The organism is Chitinophaga sancti (assembly GCF_034424315.1).
Classification (GTDB): Bacteria; Bacteroidota; Bacteroidia; order Chitinophagales; family Chitinophagaceae; genus Chitinophaga; species Chitinophaga sancti.
This window is the reverse complement of the sequence record NZ_CP139972.1, coordinates 404228-430109: the sequence shown is the minus strand read 5'-3', so window position 1 is coordinate 430109 and position 25882 is coordinate 404228. Positions and strand designations below refer to the sequence as shown.

General features: G+C 43.9%; 25 protein-coding genes. 11 read left to right on the top strand and 14 right to left on the bottom strand.

The features are described from left to right. Positions 1-114: 114 nt before the first annotated feature. The 4 genes from U0033_RS01550 to U0033_RS01535 form a co-directional block, all read right to left on the bottom strand. The gene (locus U0033_RS01550) at positions 115-1200 is read right to left on the bottom strand and encodes a Gfo/Idh/MocA family protein (protein ID WP_072357454.1); all 1086 of its coding nucleotides are present in this window, start codon (positions 1198-1200) and stop codon (positions 115-117) included. Between the two features lie 159 nt (positions 1201-1359). Further along, on the bottom strand, positions 1360-1959 hold the full coding sequence (locus U0033_RS01545) for a hypothetical protein (RefSeq protein ID WP_072357453.1): 600 nt from the start codon (positions 1957-1959) through the stop codon (positions 1360-1362). Between the two features lie 2 nt (positions 1960-1961). Continuing rightward, positions 1962-2462: an RNA polymerase sigma factor gene (locus U0033_RS01540; protein WP_072357452.1), complete on the bottom strand. Its 501-nt coding sequence runs from the start codon at positions 2460-2462 to the stop codon at positions 1962-1964. Positions 2463-2596: 134 nt separating this feature from the next. Beyond that, entirely contained in the window at positions 2597-3496 is a 900-nt protein-coding gene (locus U0033_RS01535) for a TraB/GumN family protein (RefSeq protein WP_072357451.1), read from the bottom strand. Between the two features lie 277 nt (positions 3497-3773). Here U0033_RS01535 and U0033_RS01530 point away from each other — a divergent pair, with 277 nt between their 5' ends. Next, a complete protein-coding gene (locus U0033_RS01530) occupies positions 3774-4754 on the top strand; it encodes a hypothetical protein (protein WP_143150622.1) in 981 nt (326 codons plus the stop codon). A 45-nt stretch (positions 4755-4799) separates the two neighbouring features. On the opposite strand, the gene U0033_RS01525 is transcribed toward U0033_RS01530, so the two are convergent. The 6 genes from U0033_RS01525 to U0033_RS01500 form a co-directional block, all read right to left on the bottom strand. After that, on the bottom strand, positions 4800-5747 hold the full coding sequence (locus tag U0033_RS01525; protein WP_072357449.1) for a glycoside hydrolase family 43 protein: 948 nt from the start codon (positions 5745-5747) through the stop codon (positions 4800-4802). A gap of 83 nt (positions 5748-5830) precedes the next feature. Continuing rightward, positions 5831-6274, bottom strand: coding sequence for a hypothetical protein (locus U0033_RS01520; RefSeq protein WP_072357448.1), 444 nt, complete (start codon positions 6272-6274; stop codon positions 5831-5833). Positions 6275-6530: 256 nt separating this feature from the next. After that, positions 6531-6899 (bottom strand): hypothetical protein, encoded by a 369-nt coding sequence (locus U0033_RS01515; protein ID WP_143150621.1) that lies wholly within the window; start codon positions 6897-6899, stop codon positions 6531-6533. Positions 6900-7459: 560 nt separating this feature from the next. Next, positions 7460-7999: a hypothetical protein gene (locus U0033_RS01510; RefSeq protein ID WP_072357446.1), complete on the bottom strand. Its 540-nt coding sequence runs from the start codon at positions 7997-7999 to the stop codon at positions 7460-7462. A gap of 176 nt (positions 8000-8175) precedes the next feature. Further along, positions 8176-9090 (bottom strand): alpha/beta fold hydrolase, encoded by a 915-nt coding sequence (locus U0033_RS01505; RefSeq protein ID WP_245801717.1) that lies wholly within the window; start codon positions 9088-9090, stop codon positions 8176-8178. 1 nt (position 9091) lies between these two features. Beyond that, the gene (locus U0033_RS01500) at positions 9092-9877 is read right to left on the bottom strand and encodes an alpha/beta hydrolase (protein ID WP_072357444.1); all 786 of its coding nucleotides are present in this window, start codon (positions 9875-9877) and stop codon (positions 9092-9094) included. Positions 9878-10027: 150 nt separating this feature from the next. Here U0033_RS01500 and U0033_RS01495 point away from each other — a divergent pair, with 150 nt between their 5' ends. The 3 genes from U0033_RS01495 to U0033_RS01485 are packed head-to-tail and all read left to right on the top strand — an operon-like array spanning position 10028 to position 14801. Beyond that, positions 10028-12157: a sensor histidine kinase gene (locus tag U0033_RS01495; RefSeq protein WP_072357443.1), complete on the top strand. Its 2130-nt coding sequence runs from the start codon at positions 10028-10030 to the stop codon at positions 12155-12157. Further along, on the top strand, positions 12154-13995 hold the full coding sequence (locus tag U0033_RS01490; RefSeq protein WP_072357442.1) for a sigma 54-interacting response regulator: 1842 nt from the start codon (positions 12154-12156) through the stop codon (positions 13993-13995). Before U0033_RS01495 ends, U0033_RS01490 begins: the two co-directional genes overlap by 4 nt. A gap of 44 nt (positions 13996-14039) precedes the next feature. Further along, positions 14040-14801, top strand: coding sequence for a hypothetical protein (locus U0033_RS01485; protein WP_072357441.1), 762 nt, complete (start codon positions 14040-14042; stop codon positions 14799-14801). 256 nt (positions 14802-15057) lie between these two features. Here the strand turns inward: U0033_RS01485 and U0033_RS01480 are convergent, their stop codons facing one another. Further along, positions 15058-15675, bottom strand: a complete 618-nt coding sequence (locus tag U0033_RS01480) for an NAD(P)H-dependent oxidoreductase (RefSeq protein ID WP_072357440.1) — start codon at positions 15673-15675, stop codon at positions 15058-15060. A gap of 278 nt (positions 15676-15953) precedes the next feature. On the opposite strand from U0033_RS01480, the gene U0033_RS01475 reads away from it, so the two are divergent. After that, a complete protein-coding gene (locus U0033_RS01475; protein WP_072357438.1) occupies positions 15954-16634 on the top strand; it encodes a phosphatase PAP2 family protein in 681 nt (226 codons plus the stop codon). A gap of 1 nt (position 16635) precedes the next feature. After that, positions 16636-17217 (top strand): HD domain-containing protein, encoded by a 582-nt coding sequence (locus tag U0033_RS01470; RefSeq protein WP_072357437.1) that lies wholly within the window; start codon positions 16636-16638, stop codon positions 17215-17217. A 243-nt stretch (positions 17218-17460) separates the two neighbouring features. On the opposite strand, the gene U0033_RS01465 is transcribed toward U0033_RS01470, so the two are convergent. Next, positions 17461-18516, bottom strand: coding sequence for a PDDEXK nuclease domain-containing protein (locus U0033_RS01465; protein WP_072357436.1), 1056 nt, complete (start codon positions 18514-18516; stop codon positions 17461-17463). A gap of 542 nt (positions 18517-19058) precedes the next feature. Here U0033_RS01465 and U0033_RS01460 point away from each other — a divergent pair. From U0033_RS01460 to U0033_RS01450, 3 genes are all read left to right on the top strand, one after another. Beyond that, entirely contained in the window at positions 19059-20039 is a 981-nt protein-coding gene (locus U0033_RS01460; RefSeq protein WP_072357435.1) for a helix-turn-helix transcriptional regulator, read from the top strand. A gap of 79 nt (positions 20040-20118) precedes the next feature. Beyond that, positions 20119-21183 carry an alkene reductase gene (locus U0033_RS01455; RefSeq protein WP_072357434.1) on the top strand — a complete coding sequence of 355 codons (1065 nt, stop codon included), beginning with the start codon at positions 20119-20121 and terminating at the stop codon, positions 21181-21183. Continuing rightward, on the top strand, positions 21180-22076 hold the full coding sequence (locus U0033_RS01450; protein ID WP_072357433.1) for an NAD(P)-dependent alcohol dehydrogenase: 897 nt from the start codon (positions 21180-21182) through the stop codon (positions 22074-22076). The genes U0033_RS01455 and U0033_RS01450 overlap by 4 nt, the downstream gene beginning before the upstream one ends. Positions 22077-22141: 65 nt before the next feature. Here the strand turns inward: U0033_RS01450 and U0033_RS01445 are convergent, their stop codons facing one another. Beyond that, positions 22142-23038: an alpha/beta hydrolase gene (locus U0033_RS01445; RefSeq protein ID WP_072357432.1), complete on the bottom strand. Its 897-nt coding sequence runs from the start codon at positions 23036-23038 to the stop codon at positions 22142-22144. A gap of 133 nt (positions 23039-23171) precedes the next feature. Continuing rightward, positions 23172-24353 carry an enoyl-ACP reductase FabV gene (gene fabV / locus U0033_RS01440; protein WP_072357431.1) on the bottom strand — a complete coding sequence of 394 codons (1182 nt, stop codon included), beginning with the start codon at positions 24351-24353 and terminating at the stop codon, positions 23172-23174. Positions 24354-25095: 742 nt separating this feature from the next. Here fabV and U0033_RS01435 point away from each other — a divergent pair. Both U0033_RS01435 and U0033_RS01430 read left to right on the top strand, forming a co-directional pair. After that, positions 25096-25551 carry a PIN domain-containing protein gene (locus U0033_RS01435; RefSeq protein ID WP_072357429.1) on the top strand — a complete coding sequence of 152 codons (456 nt, stop codon included), beginning with the start codon at positions 25096-25098 and terminating at the stop codon, positions 25549-25551. A 3-nt stretch (positions 25552-25554) separates the two neighbouring features. After that, a complete protein-coding gene (locus U0033_RS01430; protein ID WP_177318544.1) occupies positions 25555-25728 on the top strand; it encodes a hypothetical protein in 174 nt (57 codons plus the stop codon). Positions 25729-25882: the final 154 nt, after the last annotated feature.

Sequence of the window (25882 nt, the reverse complement as noted above, 5' to 3'; positions counted from 1 at the left end):
ATTCAGACTTACTTAATTCCTGGTTCGCATTATCCCATAAATTCAGAATTACTTTATTCTCTCTCCTCACTGCTATACAAATTCAGAATTCCCTGATTCTTCCTCCCCATTATCTCATAACTTCAAACTCACTTTATTCCCCGTCCGCACTGCCTCATAAATCGCATCAATAATCTTCAGATCCTTTACCGCCTCTTCGCCATTCACAGGCACCACCGCTTGCTTATTATCAAAAATAATAGCCGCCATTTCATCCATCTGTACCGCCTGATGAATCGTATGTGGCTTATCGAGTTCTCCCTTATTAGTACGCCCCTTAATAGGACCATAATTTGTAGAAGGCTGCATCTCGGCAAAGCCCTTCTCACCATTCAAAAAGAACCGATCCAGGTTATTCATTGCATAAGTTGACAAACAGGAAGCAGTCGCTCCACTGGGGAAACTAAACTGAAATTGGATAGTTTCATCTACCCCTTCCTTAAACTTCACATGATCCGTTTTGCTCTCCTGCGCAGTCACCCATATAGGGTCTTCTCCTGTCATATACCTGGCACCATTGATGGCATAGATGCCTATATCCATCAGCGATCCGCCGCCGGCTAACTGCTTATTAAGCCGCCACTGGGAAGGATCACCTATTTTAAACCCACACAATCCCTGGAAGAAAAGCACCTTTCCAAAATCTCCTTTATTCCGCATCCGGATCACCTCCAGGGTATTTGGTTCAAAATGCATGCGATACCCCACTAACAGCTTTACATTCGCCTGCTTACAGGCATCTACCATTTCCTGCCCTTCCTTCGCATTAACAGCCATCGGCTTTTCACAAATAGCATGTTTCCCTGCTTTGGCTACCCGGATCACCTGGACATGGTGCAGGGCATTCGGCGTAATGACGTACACAGCATCTATATCGGGATTGTCTTTGATCTTGTCGAGGTTCTCGTAACTATAGCAGTTCTTATCGGGGATATTATATTTCTCCTGCCACTTCTTAATTTTAGAAGGCGTGCCACTAATCACACCGGTCAGCTTGACGCGGGAACAGGACTGGATGGCTTCGGCTACACGGGTACCGTAGCTACCTAGGCCACAGATGGCAACGCGAAGGGTTTTCTCTTCGTACAGCTTGAAATTGGTGAACGGGATGGCCATAGAAGCCATGGCTACGTTTTGCAGGAATACACGACGGGAATTCATAATTGTAAGGTTGATATGGGTTATCGGGACTCATTTCACAAACTGGCATTTTCAATTGATAATCAATACATAAATAGCAATTATGAAATGAGTTCCAGCCTAAGATAGGCAAATATTTTCAACCCTGCACTGCGGCGTGATGAACGGCTGAAGGGGATGTCATTCAAACTCCTCCAGCAATCCTTTCATCTCCCTCAACCTTTTTCCAAACCTCTTATCCGTATATATCTTATTCAAATAATACATCCCCACTCCCATCAAAAAAATACCAATTACCATCCAATACCACCCCAATTTGGGATTCCATGCCAATACCGTCGCCAGCGTACCTGTAGATGCAATCGTAGAAACCCACAGATACGTTAGCAAAGCCCGCTCCGTTTTTGTATAGATCCCCTTTATATACCCCCTTACACCCATATCTTTCTGTGTCTTCGCAACCTGCACCAGGCGCAGGAACAATACAAAACTACCCACTAAATATACCACCCCGCCCAGTATTGCCACCCTTAAACTATCATAAAACTGTGGCCGGTACTGATGTGGATGCCGATACAACTGCACCAGTAAATAAATGATCGACACCAACGTGACTACAATCAACATGATCTCCTTACGGAATTCAGCCCTCAACCTGTTCCTGCTTTCCATCAGTCTATCATCAATCATCTCACTTAGGGCCTGCTCAGAAAGCGATTCCTGGCCAAAATTACCGGCCGCTCCTTTTAACAGAGATTCGAAGTCGTCCTGCATTTCCATCACTATTGTTTTTTAGTGTTAGTATTCAAATTACTCTTCATTTTCTGTTTGATCCGGTTTAGCTTCACCCCTACATTACTCTCCGATTCTCCCGTGATCTCCGCGATTTCCCGGTACCCAATCCCTTCAATGTACAAAAGGATGAGTGCCTTTTCTGCATTCGGAAGCGATCGGATCATTTCCCAGAGCAGCCGCTCCTGCTCATGCTTCACTTTATCATCGTCATCTGCCACTGGCGCCGGTGCCGCTGCTAAATGCTGCAGGTGTTTACTTCTCGTTGCAGAATTACGTGTATACGTAAGTGCTGTATTCAAAGCTACCTGGTACATCCAGGTTGAAATTTTACTCGCCGCTTTAAACCGGGGGTAGGCTAACCATAACTGCAACCATATTTCCTGCAACAAATCATCCTTATCCTCCTTATGATCAGCATAGATATTCACTACCTTAAATATGATCCCCTGGTGCGGCATAGTCAATTGTAGAAATTCAGTTTTGACCATTACTACACTGCCTTTTTGATGATAAATAGAATGCTCTTTAGGTTAGATCTCATATTTTGGAATTAATAATTATTCAATTTAACTATTATCACACTACCTTTTGATGACAAATAGAATGCTCTTTAAATCAATCTCTACTCCCTCACCTTCCTGATAAGCACCGGAACACTCTTCAGGCTATACCCCTTTTTCTCTAACAAAGCAATCAATCCATCATTATTACCAAAATGCCCCGCCCCAACAGCTATCAATGGATGCTCAGTACGAAGAATTGCCGCTATCTTATCAGCCATCGTCACATTCCTGTTTAAGCGTATCGCATCATCAAAACTTGCATCCACTGGTATATTATCATTCAATACTGTCATCAGGTTATCCAGTTCCTGCCTTGTATACACCTCCGTCACCCGGCTTACCTGCTGCTCCAGCGAAAATCTTCCATCAAGCGCTTTCGCCAGCATATCCGCCTGCTTAGACAGTGGCACCGCATCTACCGCCGCCATCTGCTCTTTGACCGTTTCCAATCCGCCAACGGGCTTTTGCTGCGCAACCATCATCTTAAACAATTCAAAATCCACCGTAGCTGCCTTCGTCCCACCCGCCGAAATCCATGACATCAGGATGAATGGCTTAACCGCATAAATCTGGTTACCCATCATTTTCAACATAGGAGACGATGCCGATAGCTTTTTAAGACTTGCTATCGCTCCGGTATCTAATAGTTTATTCAAATACTGTGCACTATCTTTTATAAGGATACTCGCCATCAATTCCGCCTGGTCTATCTTTGAATAATCCATTTCAAAATATACCTTATCAATTTTATCCACCAGGCCGGCCGGCAACTGAGGCAAGGCATACAGGGTCGTATCATACACGTGTACTGTACCAAATAAATAAGCAGGTTGTTTCAGGCCATTACCTGAGATCTCCCACAACAGGCCTTTCCTTTGTTGGGCAATAGCCGCATTCAGGCCAGCTAATAAGAACACAATACAGATTACAATGGTTTGGGAATACTTCAGTCCTTTCATTTTAAGTGTTTATTCATTAGTAGCGTATCCGCTCAAAAACTTACAGTAATTGGTAATTTTTTTTTGCTACTCCCGGGGAACTCCTATTATATGTGGCAATCAATAATTTAAATCCAGATCTCCTTTCCTAAGAGCTTAAAAAAATACGCCCTTACTCACTTCAACCCCTACCCTGTTTTCCTATTTCACCATGAAATTAATACATTCGCACTGCGATTATCGATATCTTGTGCCCCTGGCATTGTTCCGTATTAGCATTAAACAATAATAATAAAGTATGTTTTGTGATCTCAAATGGCTTTTCCGGCCATTCATAGCCATCATGCTGGTCATCAGCTTTGGTTGTGGAAAAGAAAAATCTATCGATCCGCCGACTGGACAAACAGGAGGATCTGACACGACAGGAATAGTAACGGGAGGAACAGCCCAATATAACATCAGCAGCTGCGAAGATGCCAGCATCAGCGGTACCTACCAGGTGGGTAAAGCTTTAGGATCAGATGCCCTGATAAAAATTAAACTAAATGTTACTAAAGCCGGCGACTGGTCCATGGCCACCGGCGCCGTAAATGGGATGGTCTTTGTGGGTGCCGGCTCATTCAGCACCACCGGTGCGCAAACCATTACCTTACAGGGTACAGGGGTGCCCATCGCCGCCGGCTCCAACGCTATTTCCTATAAAATAGGCACTACCTCTTGTAGTGTAACCGTTACCGCTATCGGCAATGATAACAGTGGAAGTAGTTCGGATTACCACTATTCCATTACCATTGATGGCAAGGAATATTCCCAGTCCGCAACGATGTATAACAACTGGCAACCCGGTTCCTTCCTGAATGGAGTAGATGATGTGAGCTTCGGTGCCAGTATCATCTATGGCTATGATGATGCTCCCGCAAACTCCACCAGCTTCGGAATCGAGATCGGTACCATGCACGGTTATCTTAAAGCTTCAGACAGTCAGTTTAGGGCCTTCTTTGCTGCAGGCACCCGCAATTATACCAAAGATTTCTCCACTATGGATGGTGTTAGTATCGGGTGGAAAGACCCCAATGGTGTACAATGGCAATCGAATAATGGTAGCGGAGATCAGACGGGTAGCACCTTTAGTATTATCAGTATTGAAGATGCAAGAGATGTTACAGGCACCCTGTATTTAAAAACAAAGATCCGGTTTACATGTAAATTGTACAACGAGGCCGGAGAGGTAAAGACAGTGACAAAAGGGGAAATGCTCGGGTCATTTGGCAAGATTTAATAGTTTGATCAGCGTGGTAGCTTGGCTACCACGCTGATGATATTTCTACCCGGCTTTTAACCATTGGAAAGAAGTTGAATCAGCAACCAATCTTGCCGGATTTACCAATTTCAGTTTAACCATTCCCGTAGCACGAGGGGAAACCTTATCTGCAGAACGATGCGTGTGTAACACATAGTACATATTGTGCTGCTGATCAAAGAAAATGTCTCCATGCCCGGTTCCATTCTCACCCATATTATGCCTGCTGATAAACGGGCTATTCTTTGCCTTCACCCAGGGCCCTAATGGAGAGGTGGCCGTAGCATATCCTACTGCATAATCCTTATTACGAAAATCATTTGCAGAATAAACCAGGTAATAGGTCTTTTTGATTTTAATAACAGTCGGCCCTTCTGTTACAGGCCAGTCAGTTTTTGCCGTATTCTCCCATGGCTCAGTGCCTGCAATTAGTTCCTTTTCTGTACCGGGAATAATATCAGACAAATCAGGTTTCATTTCTACTACAAAGATGCGGTTACCATGTTCTAACTTAACATGATAGAGGTAAACCTTGCCGTTGTCATCAAAAAATATAAAAGGATCAATCTGCTTTCCCCTGCTCCTGAGTGCATGGATGCTATCCTGTTTAAAAGGGCCTGCCGGGTGCTTAGCAGTCGCTATTGCAATCTGTTCATTGGCAGTATAGGCCATGTAATAAACGCCCTTGTGCTGGAATACCTGGGGCGCCCAGAAGCCTTCTGTGCCATAGGCATTGCCACGGGTCAGCGCGAGGCTATCTGCATGCCCTCTTGCGGGTTTCCAGGTTTTGAGATCCGCTGACTCATACACAGGAAATCCATTCGGACTGCCCGTTCCGTAGAGGTAGTATTTTCCTTTGTCCTTAAAAATGGTTGGATCAGCCAGGAATATAGACGGCTGTTGTGCCAGGCATTTTGTGGAAATAAACGTGGCAAATAATGCAATGCAAAAAAATAATTTCTGAGTAACCATAATGGCTAAAGATAATAAGCAGCACTTATATTTTTAGCATTATTCCATACTCCTTAATGATTCAAATCAGCTCCCGGATTCATTTATTCCAGTACCGGAGCTCTCCCTACCGCCTGCATCAATTCCAAAAATGCCTCTTTAGTATACCCTTCTCTCGTATCCAATCTGTATAACTTGTCTCCATTCACTTTAATCGTCAACAATTGATTTACCCGACGCGAAGAAAACAATTTCACTAACACATCCTCGTAATCCTGCATCGTCATCACCATTCCCTTCAACCCAATCACCTTTTCCCTCCTAATAAAAAACCGCCTGTACTGAATGATCAGTCTCCCTTCATCGAGATGAACCCTTGTTGTGAATTTATAATTCAGCTGCGCAAGGACGATATATAAAATAAAAAGATAGCCAATAAAAGAGACATTTTTATCAAAAAAGAAAAGCGGAAATAAATAGATTAATATCGGAAAGCGGGTGATATCTATGAGGAACATAGGGTATTCACGGGAAGTATTCAGTTCCATAATAATAGGTATAAGTGATTGCAAATTTATACAAAAATGGTTGAAAACTCACCCCGGTTGTATATCTTTCAAAACGGAACGCCGTTCCTGGCTACCTCTCTGCGGACAAGCCAGTATACAATGCTATCGCTACTACACCAGGGCTATTTGAAAAATTATTTTCCCAGGAAAAGAATGATGTTCATCATTAACCCTACCCTGGATAAAGTATAAGAGCGCTGTTAATTACATTCCCGGGCAACTTATTTTTCATATGCTATTTTAAATTCTGCCTCATACCCGCTGTATCATTATCATAAAAATCACGATCCGAAATCACCCTGTACATAATCGCTGCCAAATGAGCATCATCCGTTTTACGGAACATCGCATACCGCCATGTATTTGATTTTCTGGCCAGCAGACCGGCCTTTTCTTCAACAACATAAGTAACCTCTCCATCCGTTACACCTTTATCCAAAATGAGTTTGCTTACATGATACCAGGTTCCATTTTCGTTGTATCCATCTTCTTTTTCGACGTACATTGTACAACTATCCACCCTATCTTTAAATAACCATTTTTGCTGCACCGAGTCATAAAATAAAGTAAAAGACTCCCTGGGATCAGTACAGCTGTATTGCATTTTCTCCCGGTTAAAACCAAATTTCAGGATAGTCACCGAATCCTTATATGTCCAGAAAAAAGAAATGGAATCCTCCGGTTCTTTTTGAATAGTCTTTATATTAGACCTCCTCGTACAGCTGGCAAAAATTGCTATTAAAAAAATCAAGAAACACCTCATCTTGCAAATTTAAGGAATCCTGGATTTTACATTAATAAATCGTGGAATGCTTGCATTCTTATGATCCGGATGCCTTAGCCGTTACAGATATGCTGGCTTCCAATATTCTTCCTGCCCAGGATCCATGAAGAAATCATAAGGCTCCTTCTACCAGTTCAATTTCAAAAGTACTGGAACTCATTTCATGAATAGGTATTTCCAACTGATAATTAATACATAAACAGTAATTATGAAATGAGTCCTAAGTGATGAAAAATATAGGCAATAAGTTACCTCCCATAATTTCTTATGAGCTAACGAATAAGCATTCACAATACATTGTCACAAGCTAAAAGAATAAAAACGCTTTCAGCAATCAATCAGCCGGAAAAATTAATGACTGTAGTCAGAATAAAAAATGATCAGTCCAGTTTGAGCTCCTTAATCGAGGTATTTCCTGGCAAATCCTCTGCAATGACCCGGATCGTGCTTCCCGGCGACAGACTCAGTGCCTTGTAATGCCAATCCACTCCATTCCAGGATAAAGCAGCCTTTCCCCTTTCAAGAATAGCACCTGCACCATCAATGATCATTACCGTCACATCTGCAACCCTGAAATCGTTTTTTGCAGTCACGATCACGGTAGTGTCTTCGAATTGGATATGCTGGATTTCCGGAGAATTATAGGCATCTTTTATGGCCATATTCCAGGCATTCTGCCCAGGGCCTGCTTTGGATTTATAATACGCCTTCAGTTCCGGGTCTTCCAGCATCATTTTCGCATAGGCAGCTGCTACCTTCATTTTGTAACGGGCTTCCAGCTGATTCTTTGTTGGCTTTTTCCGGGAAGGACCACGTTTTTTAGCCATGATGATCTGGCCGTTACGCTCATAAATAGTGATTTCATCGCCGAGGCTGCCCCGAACGAGTTTAAGCAATAGGTTATCTACAACAATGGCCATAAAAATGATTTGGAGATTATAATAACAATGTTACTGAATATAGTGAAGATATAGTACATCTTCTATACTAAATAGGTATAAATATTACATTAAAAGGTCACCTCAATATCCAATTAGATATTGAGATGACCTTCTAATGTAGTTATAATGTCTATCTGGAACTATAGACAGCCCCTTTATTTACTGAGAAAGAAATCCAGCAAATCCTGCTGCACCTGCGCCGTATTCTCCTGCACCACCCAATGGCCAGCCCCTTTGATATTAGACCCCCTTACATCTTCCGCCACCAGCTTGCAATGATCTACCAGGAACGCGGCACCAAAATATTCTCCGCCCATCGCCAGCAAAGGCATTTTTAACTTCGTTTTCATAAATTCCAGGTTATCCTTCGCATCCTGCTCAAATGCCCCAAACCAATGGAAAGCGCCCGTCGTACCACCCTTTACTTCATAAGCCCTCACAAATTCATTTATTTCTTCAGGCGTAAACGGGTCTTTTACATGCCCTACCACCGGCCAGAAATTGGTCAGGAACAGCCGCTCTTTACCAGCTACCAATTCTCCTGATGCAGGGAATGAAAAGAACCCAAACCACCAGGCCGCCCCCTTCACCTGGCTCCATACCGGCTCCACACCCGGCAACAGGGCATCCATCAGCGCCAGTTTCTTTACCTCGTTTGAAAACTGCGCCGCATAAGCATACGCAACCATTAACCCAATATCATGGCCTGCCAGGTTAATTTGCTGGTAGCCCAACTTCTGTACCACCCCATGTATATAAATGGCCAGGGTTTTCTTATCATACCCACTCTCCGGTTTTCCGGATTCTCCCAGACCGGGCAAATCAGGGGCGATGACCGTAAAATGCTTTGATAATTCGGGCAACAAACGATTCCACATATACCAGTTTTGCCCAAAACCATGGAGTAATACCAGCGGCTCCCCGGTTCCACCAATCACGTAGTGAATATCAATCCCGTTCACCTTCGCATAAGCATGCTTAAAATTTGCCGGGGGATTAGCGGGGGAAGTAGCCTTACTACTAAAACCCGCGAATAAAAGTCCGATTGCAATAATTAGTGTTCTCATCATATTATGGTAGTTTATTAATCCAATCCAGGATGTACGCGGCATCCTCTTTCCAGGTAGGCTGCCCTAACACGAAGTGATTTCTGCCCTGGAATTCCTTGTAAGCAGTGACAGAATTACTGTTCCGGTATTTCCTGTAGTTCGATTCATTTAAGGAGGCGGGTATCGTATGGTCCGTACTACCCGAGGTGATCAGCAAGGGCGCATGCGGGTTTTCGAAAACCACTTTAGCCGCTGCGGTAATCGTATCCCTCACGATCAACTTCGATTCCGGGATCGCAAATTTGTAATACGCCTCTTTCTGCGCCTCGTAATCCATCCCATTGGTGAACGCATACTTCCATTGATTAAAAGACATGAGGAAACTCTGTCGGGTAGAAGTAAAAAAGCCCAGCGGCCCCCAGCCCGCTTTCAGGAAGGAAAATTTGAATGTCATAATCCCCTGTGGTGGCACTGGATGTATAGCAACGCCAGCCACACCCAATCCCCGCTGTAAAAGCAACTGTACAATCAGCCCCCCGATAGAATGACCAATCAATATCGGTTTCTCTGCCTGCTCCCGCACAATCTGGTCATAATGATCAATTAGTGCAGAAAGCCGGTTAGATGCAATATCTTTGTTAGGATGACTATTGCGCAGTGTCTCGGCAGCAGCATTTTTATGTGGCCAGGGCGGTGCAATTGTGCGGTAACCTTTATCTTTAAAAAAGGTTTGCCATTCATCCCAGCAACTATGATGAACAAACGCGCCAGTGATAAACACAACTGTTTTAGAACGACTATTTTCCATGTGTAGCAATTATGGCAATGCCATGCCAATTACAGTGCCTTTTCTATAAGTAATTGTGGGTTAATGATCTAATGTATTGTAGCTAATGATATTTCATGGTTTGTACGATCCGGACCGTGAAATATCGCGGTAAATTTTTAATCTCAGATAATGCGCAGGTATTTTTTATATACTTTCTTTTTGTTGACAACACTTGTACCAGCCTACGCCCAGGTAAAGGATAGCACCCGGATTATCGCCCTGCATCAATTAGGTAAAAGTTACCTGGCTCAAAATTTTAGCCCTATAAAGCAACTGCTGGTTGATACCGCCATTGAGATCTTTGACCATGCCATCCGCCTGAGTGATACCCTGCAGCTGGAAGATTTAAAGAACAAAAGCATGGTTCTGAAAGGAATCGCCTACTGTGCAGGGGGAAAAGAGGTGGAGGGCGAAAAGATCCTGCAGGAAGCAGCAGATATTTATCACCGCAAAGGCGACCTGGATATGGAAGCAGATACCTGGCTGAAACTAGCCAAAAACATAAACCGGCAGCAGGAGCTCTTTTTTGCAAAGGCAATTTCATTATACCAGCAGACACATAATATGGAGAAGGAGGCGGCAGCCCGCCTGCATCACGCTGACTATTTATACCGCGCAAACCGGTATAGTCAATCTGAGAAAGAACTATTGCGAACATTGGATTTGCTGCACCAGGCAGGCAGCCGGCAACTGGCGAATGTGTATTATTTCCTGTCACTGAACAACCGCTACCTGGGCAGTTATGAGAAAGCGCTTTCCTATGCAACGAAGTGCGTGGACAATGCGGTTGACAATCATGATACACTGAGAATGGAGGTATATTCCGGAGAGCTGGCCCTGGTATATGATGAAATGGATCGCGCAGAAGAGAGCTGTCAATGGTATCGAAAAACACTGGCTACAAGGATCGCACACCAGGGAGACCCGGTGGTAATTTTCAGAACAGCAGGCCTGCTGATCCGCCAATTGGTAAAACTACAAAAAAGCAGGGCTGCGCTGGCGCTGATGGATAGCCTGATTGCGAAAATACCGGCTAAGTCAAGGTATGAAAAAGGAATTGCAGCACAGAATTATGCCTATTGCTTTGATGGCCTGAAACGGTACCCGGAGGCAGAACAAAATTTCCTGGCTGCCATTGCCTGGTTCAAAGGGATTGATGCCGGCGCTGAACTGATCTCTATCGTGAATATGGATGCCGGTCGCTTTTACCTGCAACATGGCCAGTTTGCAAGAGCGCACCGCTACCTGGATACTGCCCTGGAATATAGGTTTGATGACCGTCTTGTAGATCAGAAGGAATTGTATCATATGCTGTTTACTGCAGATTCTGCCATCGGGAATTATGCTGCTGCGATTAAGAACCTGGAGCAATTCCAGTTCCTGAATGATTCAATTTATACCGAGCGAAAGAGCAAGCAGATTGAGGAACTGACTATACAATATGAAACCGGTAAAAAAGAACAGAGTATCCACTTACTCGAAAAGGAGAAACGGATTCAGCAGGCTGTATTAACGAAAGAACAAAATACAAAACGTTGGATCATTGGCGTGAGTTTGCTCTTGATTGTAATTATTGGCTTGCTGGTGAATAGGGCACGCCTAAAACAAAGAGCGCAATTACTCATTGAGAAAAAGAATATTTCGCTACAGCATCTCGTGGAAGAGAAAGAATGGCTGGTAAGAGAGATCCATCACAGGGTGAAAAACAATTTCCATATTGTAATGGGATTGTTACATACACAGGCTGCATACCTGCAGGGAAAGGAAGCGATAGAAGCGATAACGGAAAGCAGGCAAAGGATCCAGGCTATGTCGCTGGTACACCAGAAATTATACCAGTCGGACAATTTATCGGCCATTAACATGGCTGATTATATTCATGAACTGATCGATTACCTGAAGGATAGTTTTCATACCAGTACCCGGATTCAATATAAACTGGATATTGAGGCGGTGCAGCTGGATGTATCGCATTGTGTGCCCCTGGGCCTGATATTGAATGAAGCAGTTACGAATGCGATAAAACATGCATTTCCTACGGTAATCACGATTGTATTAAAAAGGACTTATCACGAACATATCGTACTTTCTATAAAAGACAATGGCATTGGCCTTCCGCCAGGATTTGAACATAGGGAGCAGGCTTCTATGGGTATGAAACTGATGCGGGGACTGGGAGATGACCTGGAAGCCTGCCTGATGATCAACAGTGATGAGGGTACCGAAATACTCATTGATTTTATTTGCGAAAAACCATGAAAGAACAAATCCTTATAGTAGAAGATCAGTTTGTAGAAGCAGACTATTTAAGATTGCTGCTGGAGCAGGCTGGTTATGGCATCACCGGCATTGCCCGGTCGGTGCCACAGGCACAGGAAATGATCCAACAAAAAAGACCTGATTTTGTATTGCTGGATATTTTCCTGAAAGGGAAGCAAACGGGTATTGATCTCGCTATCTTATTAGCCGCTGACAATATTCCTTTTGTATACCTGTCTGCCAACTCCAACGAAGATGTATTGAATGCGGCCAAACAAACGCAGCCCTATGGTTTCCTGGTCAAGCCTTTCAGGGAAAAGGACCTGCTGGTAGCCCTGGAAATAGCCAGGTACCGGCATGCGCATCATGTAGCGGCCAGGTATCATAAGGAAACGCTTATACGCAGACAGCTGAAGGCAATCATCAGCGATAGCGGTGACTGGGAACAAAAATTATTGAAAGTAGTAAGGGCTTTACAGGCTTTCATCCCTTTTGATCTTTTTACAACCAGCCTTGAGCAGGCGTTTTTAAAATGCTATTATAGAATAGGCTTTGATGAATACCAGGCGATAGGGGTTCATGAATTGGCTACTATCACGGGTAAGCCAGCAGCTGTACATCCACTGCCAGCAAAGGCGATGTACTACGATGAAGCAGCGATCCAGACATTCGCCGGCTTCCAGCTAAAATCAGGGTTTGAAATACCTTTGCGGATCCGCGATGGACAGGCATTTAGTATAGGGCTATATAGTAAGAGACCGGCTGCATATGCTGCTGAGCAACTCGAACTCTTTGAAAGCATCCAGGTAACTTTGATTCAGACCATTGAGGCATTGTTACAGGATACGGCCCAACCGGCTACGTCATCTGCAAAGCCGCCAAAAGAGCTGAATGGCATCATTGGTAAAAGTCACCTGCTTTTAAATGTATTTGATCAGCTGGCACAGGTAGCGCCCACTGAAACGGCAGTACTGATATTAGGTGAAACCGGAACGGGAAAAGAAAAAATTGCCAGTAGTATACACGATTTATCAAACCGGAGAAACAGGCCTTTTATTAAAATAAACTGTGCAGCATTGTCTCCGGACCTGATCGAGTCAGCATTATTCGGTCACGAGAAAGGGGCATTCACCGGGGCGCATGAGAAGAGGCCAGGGATCTTTGAGCGGGCAGACAAAGGTACGCTCTTCCTGGATGAAGTGGGCGACATGCCGGTGGAATTGCAGGTAAAACTACTGCGTGTATTGCAGGAAATGGAAATTGAAAGAGTGGGTGGACGGGAAACGATCAAAGTAGATGTACGTATCATTGCGGCGACCAATAAGAACCTGGAGAAAGAGGTGGCAGACGGGCGATTCAGGCTGGACCTGTATTATCGCCTGAATGTATTCCCGGTTACCCTGCCGGCATTGCGGGAGCGGAAGGAAGATATTCCTGCACTGGCCTATCATTTTATGAATCACTTTGCAGATAAGGCGGGCCGAAAACTCAGTGGTATATCAGAGAGTGTGCTTAAAAAAATGATGGTGTATAAATGGCCGGGGAATATCCGGGAGCTGGAGCACTTGATGGAAAGGAGTGTGTTATTGACGAAGGGATCTGTGATCGAGGAAATGCCTTTGCCTACGGTAGAAAAAAAGGACTGGGTAGCGGATGTGGAAGAGGCGGCTATGAAAACGATTGCTGAGAATGAGCGGGATTATATCATAGCAGTATTGAAGAAGTGTAATGGAAGGATCTGGGGGCCGGGTGCTGCGGCAGAAATCCTGAACCTGAACCCTTCTACACTGAAATCGAAGATGAAGAAATTAGGGATAAAAAAAGAGTATATACATTAATGGGTTACAGGTGATTTATGTATATTCGCTGATAATCAATTTGCATGAAAGTATTTACCTTATTGCTTGCTATGGCTGTTTCCGTTGTAGCATCCGCACAGAATACGATTAATCATTACAGGTATGTATTGGTACCTGAGCGGTTTGATATCTTTAAGAATGAGGATCAGTATGGGATGAACACGATGACGAAATCTCTGCTGGAAGGGGTGGGTTTTAAAGCATACATGACTGATGAGCAACTGCCGGCGGATCTTGCAAACAATAAGTGTGGGGCATTGAAAGCGGAGTTGGTGGAGAAGAAAAAGTTTCTCGCTACCGGGCTTATTTTGATATTGAAAGATTGCCAGGGTACAATTGTGTATCAAGGCCAGGAAGGGAAGAGCAGGGAAAAGGAATGGCAGGCAGCCTATACAGAGGCATTGAGGAATGCGTTTGTATCATTGAATGCGGCGCAATATAAATATGATAGTACAGCCACTACTGTTAGTGCACCAGCAGCGAATACGGCGGCACCGGCAATGTCTGCGCCTGTTGCTGCAGCACCGGTAATCAGCCCGGCTACACCGGCATCCGTGAGTGATAGTAAGGATATATTGTATGCACAGGCGAATGCCAATGGGTTCCAGCTGATAGATACTTCTCCTAAAAAAGTAATGACCCTGTTAAAGACCTCCCAGCAGGATAGTTTTATTGCTGATGATGGTGTAGCAAAAGGGATCGTGTTTAAGAGGAATGGAGAGTGGTATTTTGAATATTATAAAGAGGAAAAACTGGTATCTGTGAAATTGAATATTAAGTTTTAATTATAGCACATATTTGCATCGCCTTATCCGGGTTTAGCGCCGGATAAGGCGATTTTGTTTGGGGAGATCAGTGAGTGGGTTGGAAAGAATCCAGGGTGCATTTTCAGGATTAGGTTTAGGATTCATTGAGCTGAAAGAATCCGGGGTGCTTTTTCAGGAATAGGTTTAAGATTCATTAAACTGAAAGGATCCATTTTTTTTCGGTAAAGATTTTATTTTACCTATAAAGCGCTCTTACCTTGTAAAAACTTGTTTTCTACAAGAACTTCGGTGATTCCAAATCCAGTGCACCACTTCCCGGCCATGGACCGTCTGCAATCTGCAATTCTCTGTGCGGCCAGGCTTTCCAGGCGGGTTGTGGCATAGCAGCCGCCGTCTGCAGGTTGTGTAATACTACGGAAAGATCATCCAGCCGCCATACATCTTCATTCGGGTCATTTTCTTTACCGGCACTGGCAGCAATCGCCTCTTGCCCTGTTCGGGATATGACCAGGGTAGAGCAAGGTGGTGTCCAGCATCCTAATCCACCAAATACCCCATGTAATCGGGCAGCTACTTCAATGCCTCCTACAGAGTCCATAGATACGGCACAGGCTACTGGTTTGCCGAAAAAAGCGGGTGTATTTTCAAAAGCTGATACGACTTCAATAAAGCGTTGCAGCGGTGAGCTCCAGTTGTTCCAGTAAACACCACTAATCACCAGGAATCCTGCACTGGATGCCAGCAACTGGTACATTTCACGGATACCTGGCAGCGGGTCTGATAAAGTGAGGATGGTGGCCTGCTTACCGAGGATAGCGGCAGCATGTTTTGCAAGAGCGGCAGAGTTGCCGGAAGTACCACGAAGAGAGCCGTTGATGATTAATATATTCATTTTATGAGCGGGAAATTACCCGCGGATAAAGATCTGAAATTATCCCGGAGAATCAATTTGAAATTAGGGAGGCAAACTTTAACATTTCTATATCTGTCTGCTGAAACGTATTTACGGGTAAGAAAGGCACCATACTTAGTACGAAAAGCCCTGTCATACAGGTTTGTGTGTAGTTCCTGGGTTGCAGGGCTGCAGCTGATGTTGTAGCAATACCGGGCAGGCAATTCAGAATTTCTACCAAATTGTGGTTCACTTTTGTGCTCATAACTAAGCATCATATGAAAAAGTGGTTACTGTTTTTCCTTTGTACCTCCTTCCTATCGTTTGGGCATGCGCAGATCCGGGATAGCATCATTGCCCCACCTTATCCTTCCTTCACAGTTCGTCAATTAAGTCTTCCGCTCACGCTGGCTGTGCTGGGTATTGCTGCCAATGGCAATGGCCGTGAGTCCTTCAAAAAGGAAGTAGCGGAAGAGAGGAATGAGCATATGGCAAAGTTTCATACCAGCGTAGATAATTACCTGCAGTTTGCTCCACTGGCGATAGCTTATGGCCTGGATGCTGCTGGCGTGAAATCGAAGACAGACCTGCTGAACAGATCTGCCATCCTCGTGAAGGGAGAGCTGTTGATGATGGGGAGTGTGTCAATACTGAAAAAGTATACCCATCAGTTAAGGCCGGATGGGTCTACGTATAACTCCTTCCCTTCCGGGCATACGGCGCAGGCATTCGCTGCTGCAACCCTGCTCAGTGAGGAATATAAAGACCGCTTACCCTGGATGCCTTATGCGGCCTATGGGCTGGCGAGTGGGGTAGGTATGCTGCGCATGGCGAATAACCGTCATTACATTTCTGATGTATTGCTGGGTGCCGGAATTGGGATCCTTTCTATGAAAGTTGCGTATTGGACACACCAGTATAAATGGGGTAAGCACACTACTCACTTCGAAAATCCTTGAGATGGAAAATGCAATATTGCTGATGAAAATTGAATCTTACGTACGGAACTTATTTGCCATTCATCAGCAAAGTTATTTATACTATCATAACCTATCACATACAGAGAGGGTGGCGGAGCACACAGCGATTATGTCTGCATATTATCAACTGGGTGAAGGCGATCATTTTATCCTGATGACGGCAGCATGGTTTCATGATACAGGGCATTTATTCGGGGAGATGGAAAAGCATGAGGAGCGAAGTACAGAGGTGATGATGAAGTTCCTGGGGGAGACCTTGCCTGCGCATATTATTGAGAAAATACAGGTATGTATTATGGCTACAAAAATGCCGGTGCACCCCATGAATTTATTGGAAATGATACTTTGTGATGCAGATACCTGGCATTTGGGAACGAAGGAGTTCTGGCGGGAGGATGCGCGGGTGTGGCAGGAACTGGAGGCAAGAAAAGGGCGGAAGTTTGAGAATAAAGTGGCGATGAGTTTGAAGTTTATGCAGCAACACCAGTTTTATACGACTTATTGTTTGAAGGAGTTATCGCGGGGGAAGGAAAAAAATGAAGCGCTGTTGATAGGGAAATGATGAAAATTCAGAATTTCAACAGAATTGGGGAATAATTTCGCCCCAGATAATAATTACTAGCGAAGTTTTATAACAATAAACAATTTGAAACCGGCCCGTCTTCTGGCGGGCTGAAATCCTTTTAAAATTCTATCCTGAACTCATTCATCCAGGTAGCTTTCATTAATATACTTCTAAAATGAGTCGTTCGGAATTTTAAACATGTTCTTAATTATTAACAACTTGCGAATTCTCAATAATCAGTTACCTTTCCAATTCTCTTTCTAGCTCCTCAATTGACGGCAAATCGCCTTTTAGATTATCAGGTATGGATTGGGTTAATTCATATTCCGCTATCCCTATGGGATTATTAATTCCGCGAAGTGCATATTCTGCTATGATCTTATTTCGTTCTTTACATATCAATATTCCTATCGTGACATGATCAGAGGTATGTCGAAGTTTGTCATCTACAACGTTTAAGTAAAAGTTTAGTTTGCTTGCATATTCAGGTATGAAAGATCCCGTTTTTAATTCTATAACCACAAAACATCTTAACTTAAGATGGTAGAATAATAAATCAATATAGAAATCCTGATTTCCCATCTCTATCTTATACTGACGTCCTACGAAGCTGAAACCTGCGCCTAATTCTAGTAAGAATTTTGTGATATGAGTTATCAATGCATCTTCTAAATTTTTTTCATGGTACCTTTCACCCATAGTCAAAAAATCAAACTTGTACGGATCTCTTATGATTTCCCTGGCTAAATCACTTTGGGCTGACGGTAAAGTGTGGGTGAAGTTATTTATAGCCTTCCCTTGTCTATGATATAAATTACTTTCTATGTGATGCACGAGTATATTGCGGCTCCAACCATGCTGGGCAGTTTGGTAAATATAGAAGATACGTTCTTCTGAATCTTTTACCTTGTCTAGTAAGGTAATATGATGGTACCAGGTCAATTGTGCAAGTGGTGCTTGCACAATTGACTCATCGTCAACAATATATTGATTATCAATTAATAATGATTTTTGAAATTCCGGATAGGTCTCTGCAAATGCTCTCATATATTTGAGATTACGAGAGGAAAGCCCCTTCATATCAGAGAATTCTCTTTTCAGGTCATTGCTGATTCTATCTATTACTTTGGTACCCCATCCTTCTTTATTTTGCATTTGTAGAATCTTGTTTCCAATTTGCCAATATAGAATTAGTAATTGTTGATTTACTGTTTGAATTGTTTGCAATCTTGCATCATGAATTACCCTTTTTAGTCTCGTGATAAATTCTATGTAGCCAGGCTGAACTTCATTCATAGTGGAAATTTTATTTGAAATTATCTCATCAAAAAGTATTTGACAAATCAATTTGTACACAACTGTAGTTTATAAAACGATGACTGTCAATATTGTAATTTTTGATTCACTTTGAAAGATGTCGCAAAATTTCTTATTAACTCTAATGACTATGCCGTAACCATAGCGTGTGATTAAATTCATTAGTACTAACTGATACCCCAAAATATAATCTTGCTTCATAAAAGAATTCATCTTTCAAATTTTGATGCCTCTGTTTTAAACTCCCTAATAATGTTAAATTGGAACTATGAATGAATCCAGCTTCTAAGAAGCTGGATTCGAACTTGCAAAAAATCTGATGTGGGAAAAGGAATTTATATCCCGATATCTGAGACATTAAGAAGGGTAAATCGGTTCGGTGTAAAAATGAAAAATAACAGATCGGGAATTTATTCAGCAGACCCTAATTATGGATGTATTAAATAATAGATCAATATGCGGATAAAAGAAAGCTGCTCAACTGGTTTGACTTGCAGCGAAAGGATTGACTATATTTACGGATGTATTTTGAATTCGTACCCAACCCTCAGTTTGACTTCCTGGCAAGCTTTGCCAACAAGTTCGACCTCCCGCTTGAAGGAGACCGCCTGGTCCTTCCTCCTGTAATGGGTAACGGCAGTATCCGTCGCATCGCCTTATCTCCCGGACTGAAACTCATTGTACATCATTACCGCTTAAAACAGGACTTCGTTCTCAACCGGATAGGCATTGACGGACCTAATGACCTTGTCAGCGTGATCTTCCACAGCAATGAAGATGGGGCCAGTGTGAATACCGGTGGTACTGCAGATCCCCTATCACGCAGCAGCGCATTCGCAATACAAATCGCCTCTACAGATCTCAATTCCCAGATCCGTTTTCCAGCTAATACAGATATATATTTCATGGTAGTGGGCATCATGAAAGACACCCTGAAAGAACTACTCATGATTAAAAACCCGAATCCTGTCGTACAGACCATACTGAATGCGGCACCTGGATTTCTGTATTATGAAAGCATGACAGTGGAAATTCATAAGCTCCTGAAACAGGTGACAGATGCGCGTGAAGATAATGACCTGGGGAATTTTTATCAGCGGGTAAAGGTGCAGGAATTATTATACCTGGTATTTGAGAAACTGCAAAAACGGGAAGCTATCAATCATAATATTATCCATAAGGACGATGCAGAAAAGTTATCATTGATCAGAACGGCAATACTGGCAGATTTATCTGTGCCTCCAAGTCTGCCGGAACTGGCAAAAATGGCGGGCTTCGGAGAAACGAAGATGAAGGACCTGTTTAAACAGGTATTTGGAGATACGATCTATAACTATTACCTGCAGGCAAGGATGGAAGAAGCGGCGTTTTTGCTGAAACATGGGGGCTTATCTGTATCTGAGACCGGTTACCAGCTGGGCTTTGCGAATCTTAGTCATTTTGGTCGTCTCTTTGAAAAATACCATGGTGTGAAGCCTAAAAAATATGCAAGCGGCGGATAAGACTATTTTTCTGACATAAGGAACTATTTTAACCCTGCCCAATGGAGCAATTTTGTGTTGTCATCAAAACGACAATGATATGAACAAATTGCTGATGCCTTATCATAAAGGCGCTTTACAATTGAAGAATCACCTGGTCATGGCTCCTATGACCCGTAGCCGGGCTATCAATAATTTACCCAATGAACTGATGGCGGCGTATTATGCGCAGCGAAGCGGTGCGGGATTGATCATTACCGAAGGCACTGCACCATCACCCGATGCACTGGGTTATTCCAGGATTCCGGGTATATTTTCCAAAGAACAAACAAATGCGTGGAAGGAGATCACTGCCGCAGTACATGCCGGCGGTAGCAGGATCTTTTTGCAACTGATGCATACCGGGCGTATTGGCCATCCGGCGAACCTGCCTGCGGGAGCGCGTTTGGTAGGACCATCAACGATTAAAGCAGAGGGCGAGATCTGGACGGACACCCTGGGGCAACAACCTTATCCCACACCTGAAATGCTGAAAACAGCAGAGATCCCATCACTCATTGCTGAATTTGTGAACGCAGCAAAGAATGCGGTGGAAGCAGGTTTCGACGGGGTGGAACTGCATGGCGCAAATGGATACCTGGTAGAACAGTTTTTAAATCCGCATGTCAATAACAGGAATGATGAATGGGGAGGTAGCATCGCAAACAGGGCAAAACTCGCGATCAGCATTGTATCGGCAATGGCCGCTGCGATTGGTGCGGAGAAGATAGGCATACGTTTCTCACCTTATTCAACACTGGGCGATTTGCCTGCTTACGGGGAGCAGGTGGTGCATGATACCTACGCTTTGCTGGCGAAGGAAATGAACAAACTGAATATTGCGTATGTGCATGTAGGCGTGTCCGCAGCGATACCAGCACGGACCCTGGATGCGATCAGAGCGGGATTTGAAGGCACGATCATTCTTTGCAACGGGCTTACACCAGAGACTGCGGAGGCAGCGTTGCAGGCAGGTTTTGCGGACCTGGTAGCGTTTGGACGGGCTTTTTTGGCAAACCCGGATCTGGAAAAAAGAATTGCGGAAGGAGCTGCATTAAATCAACCTGATTATAATACACTTTATACACCTGGTCCGGTGGGTTATACGGATTATGCAAGCTTATGAGAAAGATAATATATAAACAATTTGGCGGTACGGAAGTATTGGAGATGGTGGAGGCGGCGATGCCGGCGGGAGAGATCATTGTAAAAGTGAAGGCAGTTTCAGTGAACCCATTGGATTGGAAATTGTGGCAGGGAGAAATGACGATGATGGGTGGTAAGAAGTTTCCAAAAGAGCTGGGAATCGATTTTGCCGGGGTGGTTTTTAAGGGAAATGCGCAGTATAAGGAAGGCGATGCAGTGTTTGGCCTGGCGACGATTTTTAAGGGTGGAGCGATGGCAGAATTTGTGGATGTAAATGCAGCGGATATCGCCTTGAAGCCGGAGGGTCTATCATTTGAGGAGGCAGCGTGTTTGCCGGTGGCAGGTGGGGCAGCATGGCAGATAGTGGAAGAGATTGGGAAGGTAAAGGCAGGGATGGAAGTGTTAGTGAATGGTGCGGCAGGGGGAATCGGGCCTTTTTTGGTGCAGATGGCGAAAAGGAAGGGGGCGATGGTGACGGCTGTGGTTGGAGCGGTTGGAATGGAAATGGTGAGGGAGTTGGGTAGTGACGTGGTGTTAGATTATAGATCTTCGGATGTAGAGAAAATAGCGAGCAGGTTTGATTTGGTGGTGGACCTGGCGGGGAAAATGAGGTTTGCTGGGGCCAGGGGAATGTTGAAGGCGAAGGGGGTGTACGTGAATACCTCGCCTGGGGTCCTGGATATCCTTGGGAGTTTTGTTTCAGGAAGGTACAAGGTGTTGTTGCTGAAGCCAACGGCAGAGAAGTTGAAGGCTCTGGCGAAAAGTGGGTTGAAGGTGGTGATTGGGAAGAGGTATGCATGGGAGGATTTTAGAAAGGGTTATGAGGAGGTGAAGAGAGGGGGAATTGTTGGGAAGGCGGTGTTTGTATTGTAGGGCATTGACAAGAACTCATTTCATAAATAGGCCTTTGTAATTGATAATCAATACTTAAATAGCAATTATGAAATGAGTTCTAATTTATATCTTAGATAACCGGCTATTTCTTTGATCACAGCCTGCCCTTGCGCCATCACTCCTCCCATCTGGAAAAATCCATGAATCATTTTCGGATATACTTTTTCCGTTACCTGCACATAGCCTTGTCTTAATTTCTCCGCATAAGCTTTCCCTTCATCCACCAGCGGATCATACTCCCCCATTATCACAAATGTATCGGGCATCCCTGAAAGATCTTTTTCAAATACCGGGGCAGCCTGTTTATTGCCAGCAGCATACTCCGCCCATATTTTTCTCATCCGTTCCAATGTTATCACTGGTCCGTTTGCAAAGGCTTTCCAGGAGCCTGTATCCAGCGCAGGATCAATAGCCGGGTAGATCAATACCTGGCACTTCAGACCTGGTATTTTCCCCCCAACCGCTGTCGCCAGGGTCCCCCCTGCACTATCTCCTGCCACGCCAATGCGTAAAGGCTCAATCCCCAATTCAGTCGCATGATCAAACACCCACCTGGTCGCCGCCATACAATCATTCAATCCGCCAGGAAAGGGGTATTCAGGAGCCAACCTGTAATCCACAGCAATAATAATTACCCCGGATGAATTAGCCAGTTGCCGCAAAGGTCGATCGTGGGAAACCAGGCTGCCGGAATTGAATCCACCCCCATGAAAAAAGACCACTGCCGGCAGAATGGGGGTATCAGCAGGCCGGTATATGCGTAGTTTTATTTGTGTATCGGTCATTGTATCATCTACCTGCCAAACCGCTTCAACCTGCCCTGCCAGGGGTGCCAGGCTATCATAAAACGCCCTCCTTGCCAGTAACTGATCGTCAATATGCGACACATCCACCGAATGAATAAAGTCCAGGGCATCCTGTACCTGAGCTAAGATCTCCATGTGTTTTTACACAAATTTCGGTACCGGGAAGCTATAAATAAAATAAGGTGATTTATGGGTGCCTATAAATTTGTTTATACAAAAGGGCTTGATAATCTATGATTACCAAGCCCTTTTGTTATTTATAATGACTTTATTTGATAATTGCCATCTCATCTACCTCTTTGGTATAATCGATACCAGGTACGCTAAAGCCGAACAGGTTCAGGAAGTCATCCTTATACCCTTTCAGGTCACCGATCTGGGAAATGGTCTCAGTAGACACCCCTTTCCACAGCTCTGCCACTGCTGCCTGTACATCCTCACGTAGTTCCCAGTCATCGATACGGATACGACCCTGCGCATCTTTTGCTGCCGGTTGTGCCGCATACAGGTGATCATGGAACAAACGGGACATCTGCTCAATGGTACCTTCATGGATATTCTTCTCTTTCATCACCTTGTACAAGAGGGAAATGTACAGCGGTACTACCGGAATCGCAGAACTGGACTGTGTTACCAGGGCCTTGTTCACAGATACGAAAGCACTGCCATTCAGGTCTTTCAGCTGTTCGGTGATCCTGGCTGCGGTTGCTTCCAGGTGATCTTTTGCCCTACCGATGGTACCATGGCGGTAAACCGGGTTGGTCAGTTCAGGACCGATATAGGAATAAGCAACGGTTATCACGTTTGGTGCCAGTACGCCGGCGCCCCGCAAGGCTTCTAACCACAGTTGCCAGTCTTCCCCGCCCATTACAGCGATGGTATTAGGAATATCATCACCTGTCGCTGGTTCGATAGACACGTCTGTAACGATGCCGGTATGGAAGTCAACGGTCTTGTTCTGATAGCTTTGATCAATAGGTTTTAATACGGAGCGGTGCAAAACCCCGGTTTCAGGATGTTTACGTACCGGGGATGCCAGGCTATAGATAACCAGGTCAACGGTGCCGAGGTCTTGTTTAATCAGGTCGATGGTTTCCTGCTTTACTTCTTTTGAGAAGGCGTCGCCATTGATACTTTTAGCGTATAAGCCTGCGTGGCTAGCTTCCTCGTGGAAGGCGACGGTGTTGTAATAACCTGCTGAAGCAGTTTTGCCTTCCAGGGGTTCTTTTTCGAAAAATACCCCGATAGTGGCGGCTCCGGCGCCAAAAGCAGCAGTTATTCTGGAGGAGAGGCCGAAACCGGTGGAAGCGCCGATTACCAGTACTTTTTTGGGTCCGTTCGGGAGTTTTTGCGATTCGACATAGCTTATTTGTCTTTTTACGTTCTCAGCACAGCCAGCAGGGTGAGCTGTCAGGCAAATAAAGCCACGCATTTTTGGTTCTATGATCATAATTTGATATCAGTATTAGATATATCTTGTTCAATTCCGGTACAAATTTAGCCCCTTCGCGGAGAAGTTACAAGAATCAGGCGGCAATATATTAAGGAAAAGCGAGATGAGGGGGGATTTGGGGGAGATTTTTTTGGAGGATTTTTGGGAGCGGATGAGGGGGATAGCGGGAAATTGAAGAAGGGTATCGGGGAGATTTTCGGGAGGGATGGAGGAATAGCCGAATGGAATGGGGGCTGCGGGGAAGGATGGAGGATATTTTGGGGTGGTATATGTCTGGGTTTTCGGGAGGGTATGGGGGGGATAGTGGGAAGGATGGAGGAATTTCCCGAATTGGACGAGGGATTTTCAGGCATTACATTTTTTTTAAACACCCGGAGAAATTTGAGCGTTTACGCGGGATATGGTAGCAAAACGCAATAGCGATTCAGTATTTTTTATGGGTAAAGAGCATCCATTTTTGCGTTAAAAATCCTTAACGGATCATATTGCTTTACGAAAAGGAAGAATTTATGCCTGCGGCTGAGCGGTGAGAAATTATATTGAACAGGAATGAACAGAAAATGAACAGCGAGAAAAAAATATAGGCAATTATTTTTTGTTAATTTAAGCGTAGGAAGTTCAGAAAAGATACTCCAATTACAAAATTGATTTCGTTAACCACAATTCTGTGAATGCCTTTCTTATTGGGGATTTCCAGCCATTTTTAGATTGTTAACCATATAGAAAAAACAGTATTTTTGTGAAGGAAATAATTTATGTAGACACCTCTGTATTTGGGGGATGTTTTGACAAAGAGTTTATGGAAGACAGCTTAAAATTGATGGAGGAATTTAAGCGGGGAAGTAAAAAGATGATGTATTCCAATCTTGTATCTGAAGAACTAAAAGCCGCCAGAAATGAAGTAAGAAATCAGCCTCTCCAGGTTCCATTGATGCATTGTGTTTGGACAAAGGCACCTTTTAAAGCGCGCCTACTTGCAAACAGGTATATAGCAGAAGGTATTTTAGGTTATGACAGCGAGGTAGACGCCATGCATATTGCCACTGCTACTTTGCAAAACGCAGATGTAGTAGCTAGTTGGAATTTTAAGCATATGGCCAATGAAAGCAGGATTCAACGTTTTAATAAAATCAATACAAATATGGGGTTAAGAACAATAAAAATCAAAACGCCCCATGCCATTTTAAATCCATAAGTTATGTCAAAGAGAAAAAAAGAACCACCTTTTTTAGTAGAGTTAAGAAAAACGCGCGCTAAATTAAGTGAAGAATTACGTAACGATCCCGACGCATTTTTCAAACGCCTGGACGAATCGTCAAAAGATTACTTTAAAAGCATGGGAATGAACTTTTACATTGAATCTATTGACTAGAACTCATTTCATAAATAGGCATTTCAATTGATTATCAATACATAAACGGTAATTATGAAATGAGTTCTAATTTTATTTGAGGGTAAAGGTTATTTTGGTGGCGTATCGGCTTGAATTTAAAAAGGGAGCACGAGAAACCACCCCCCTTATACCC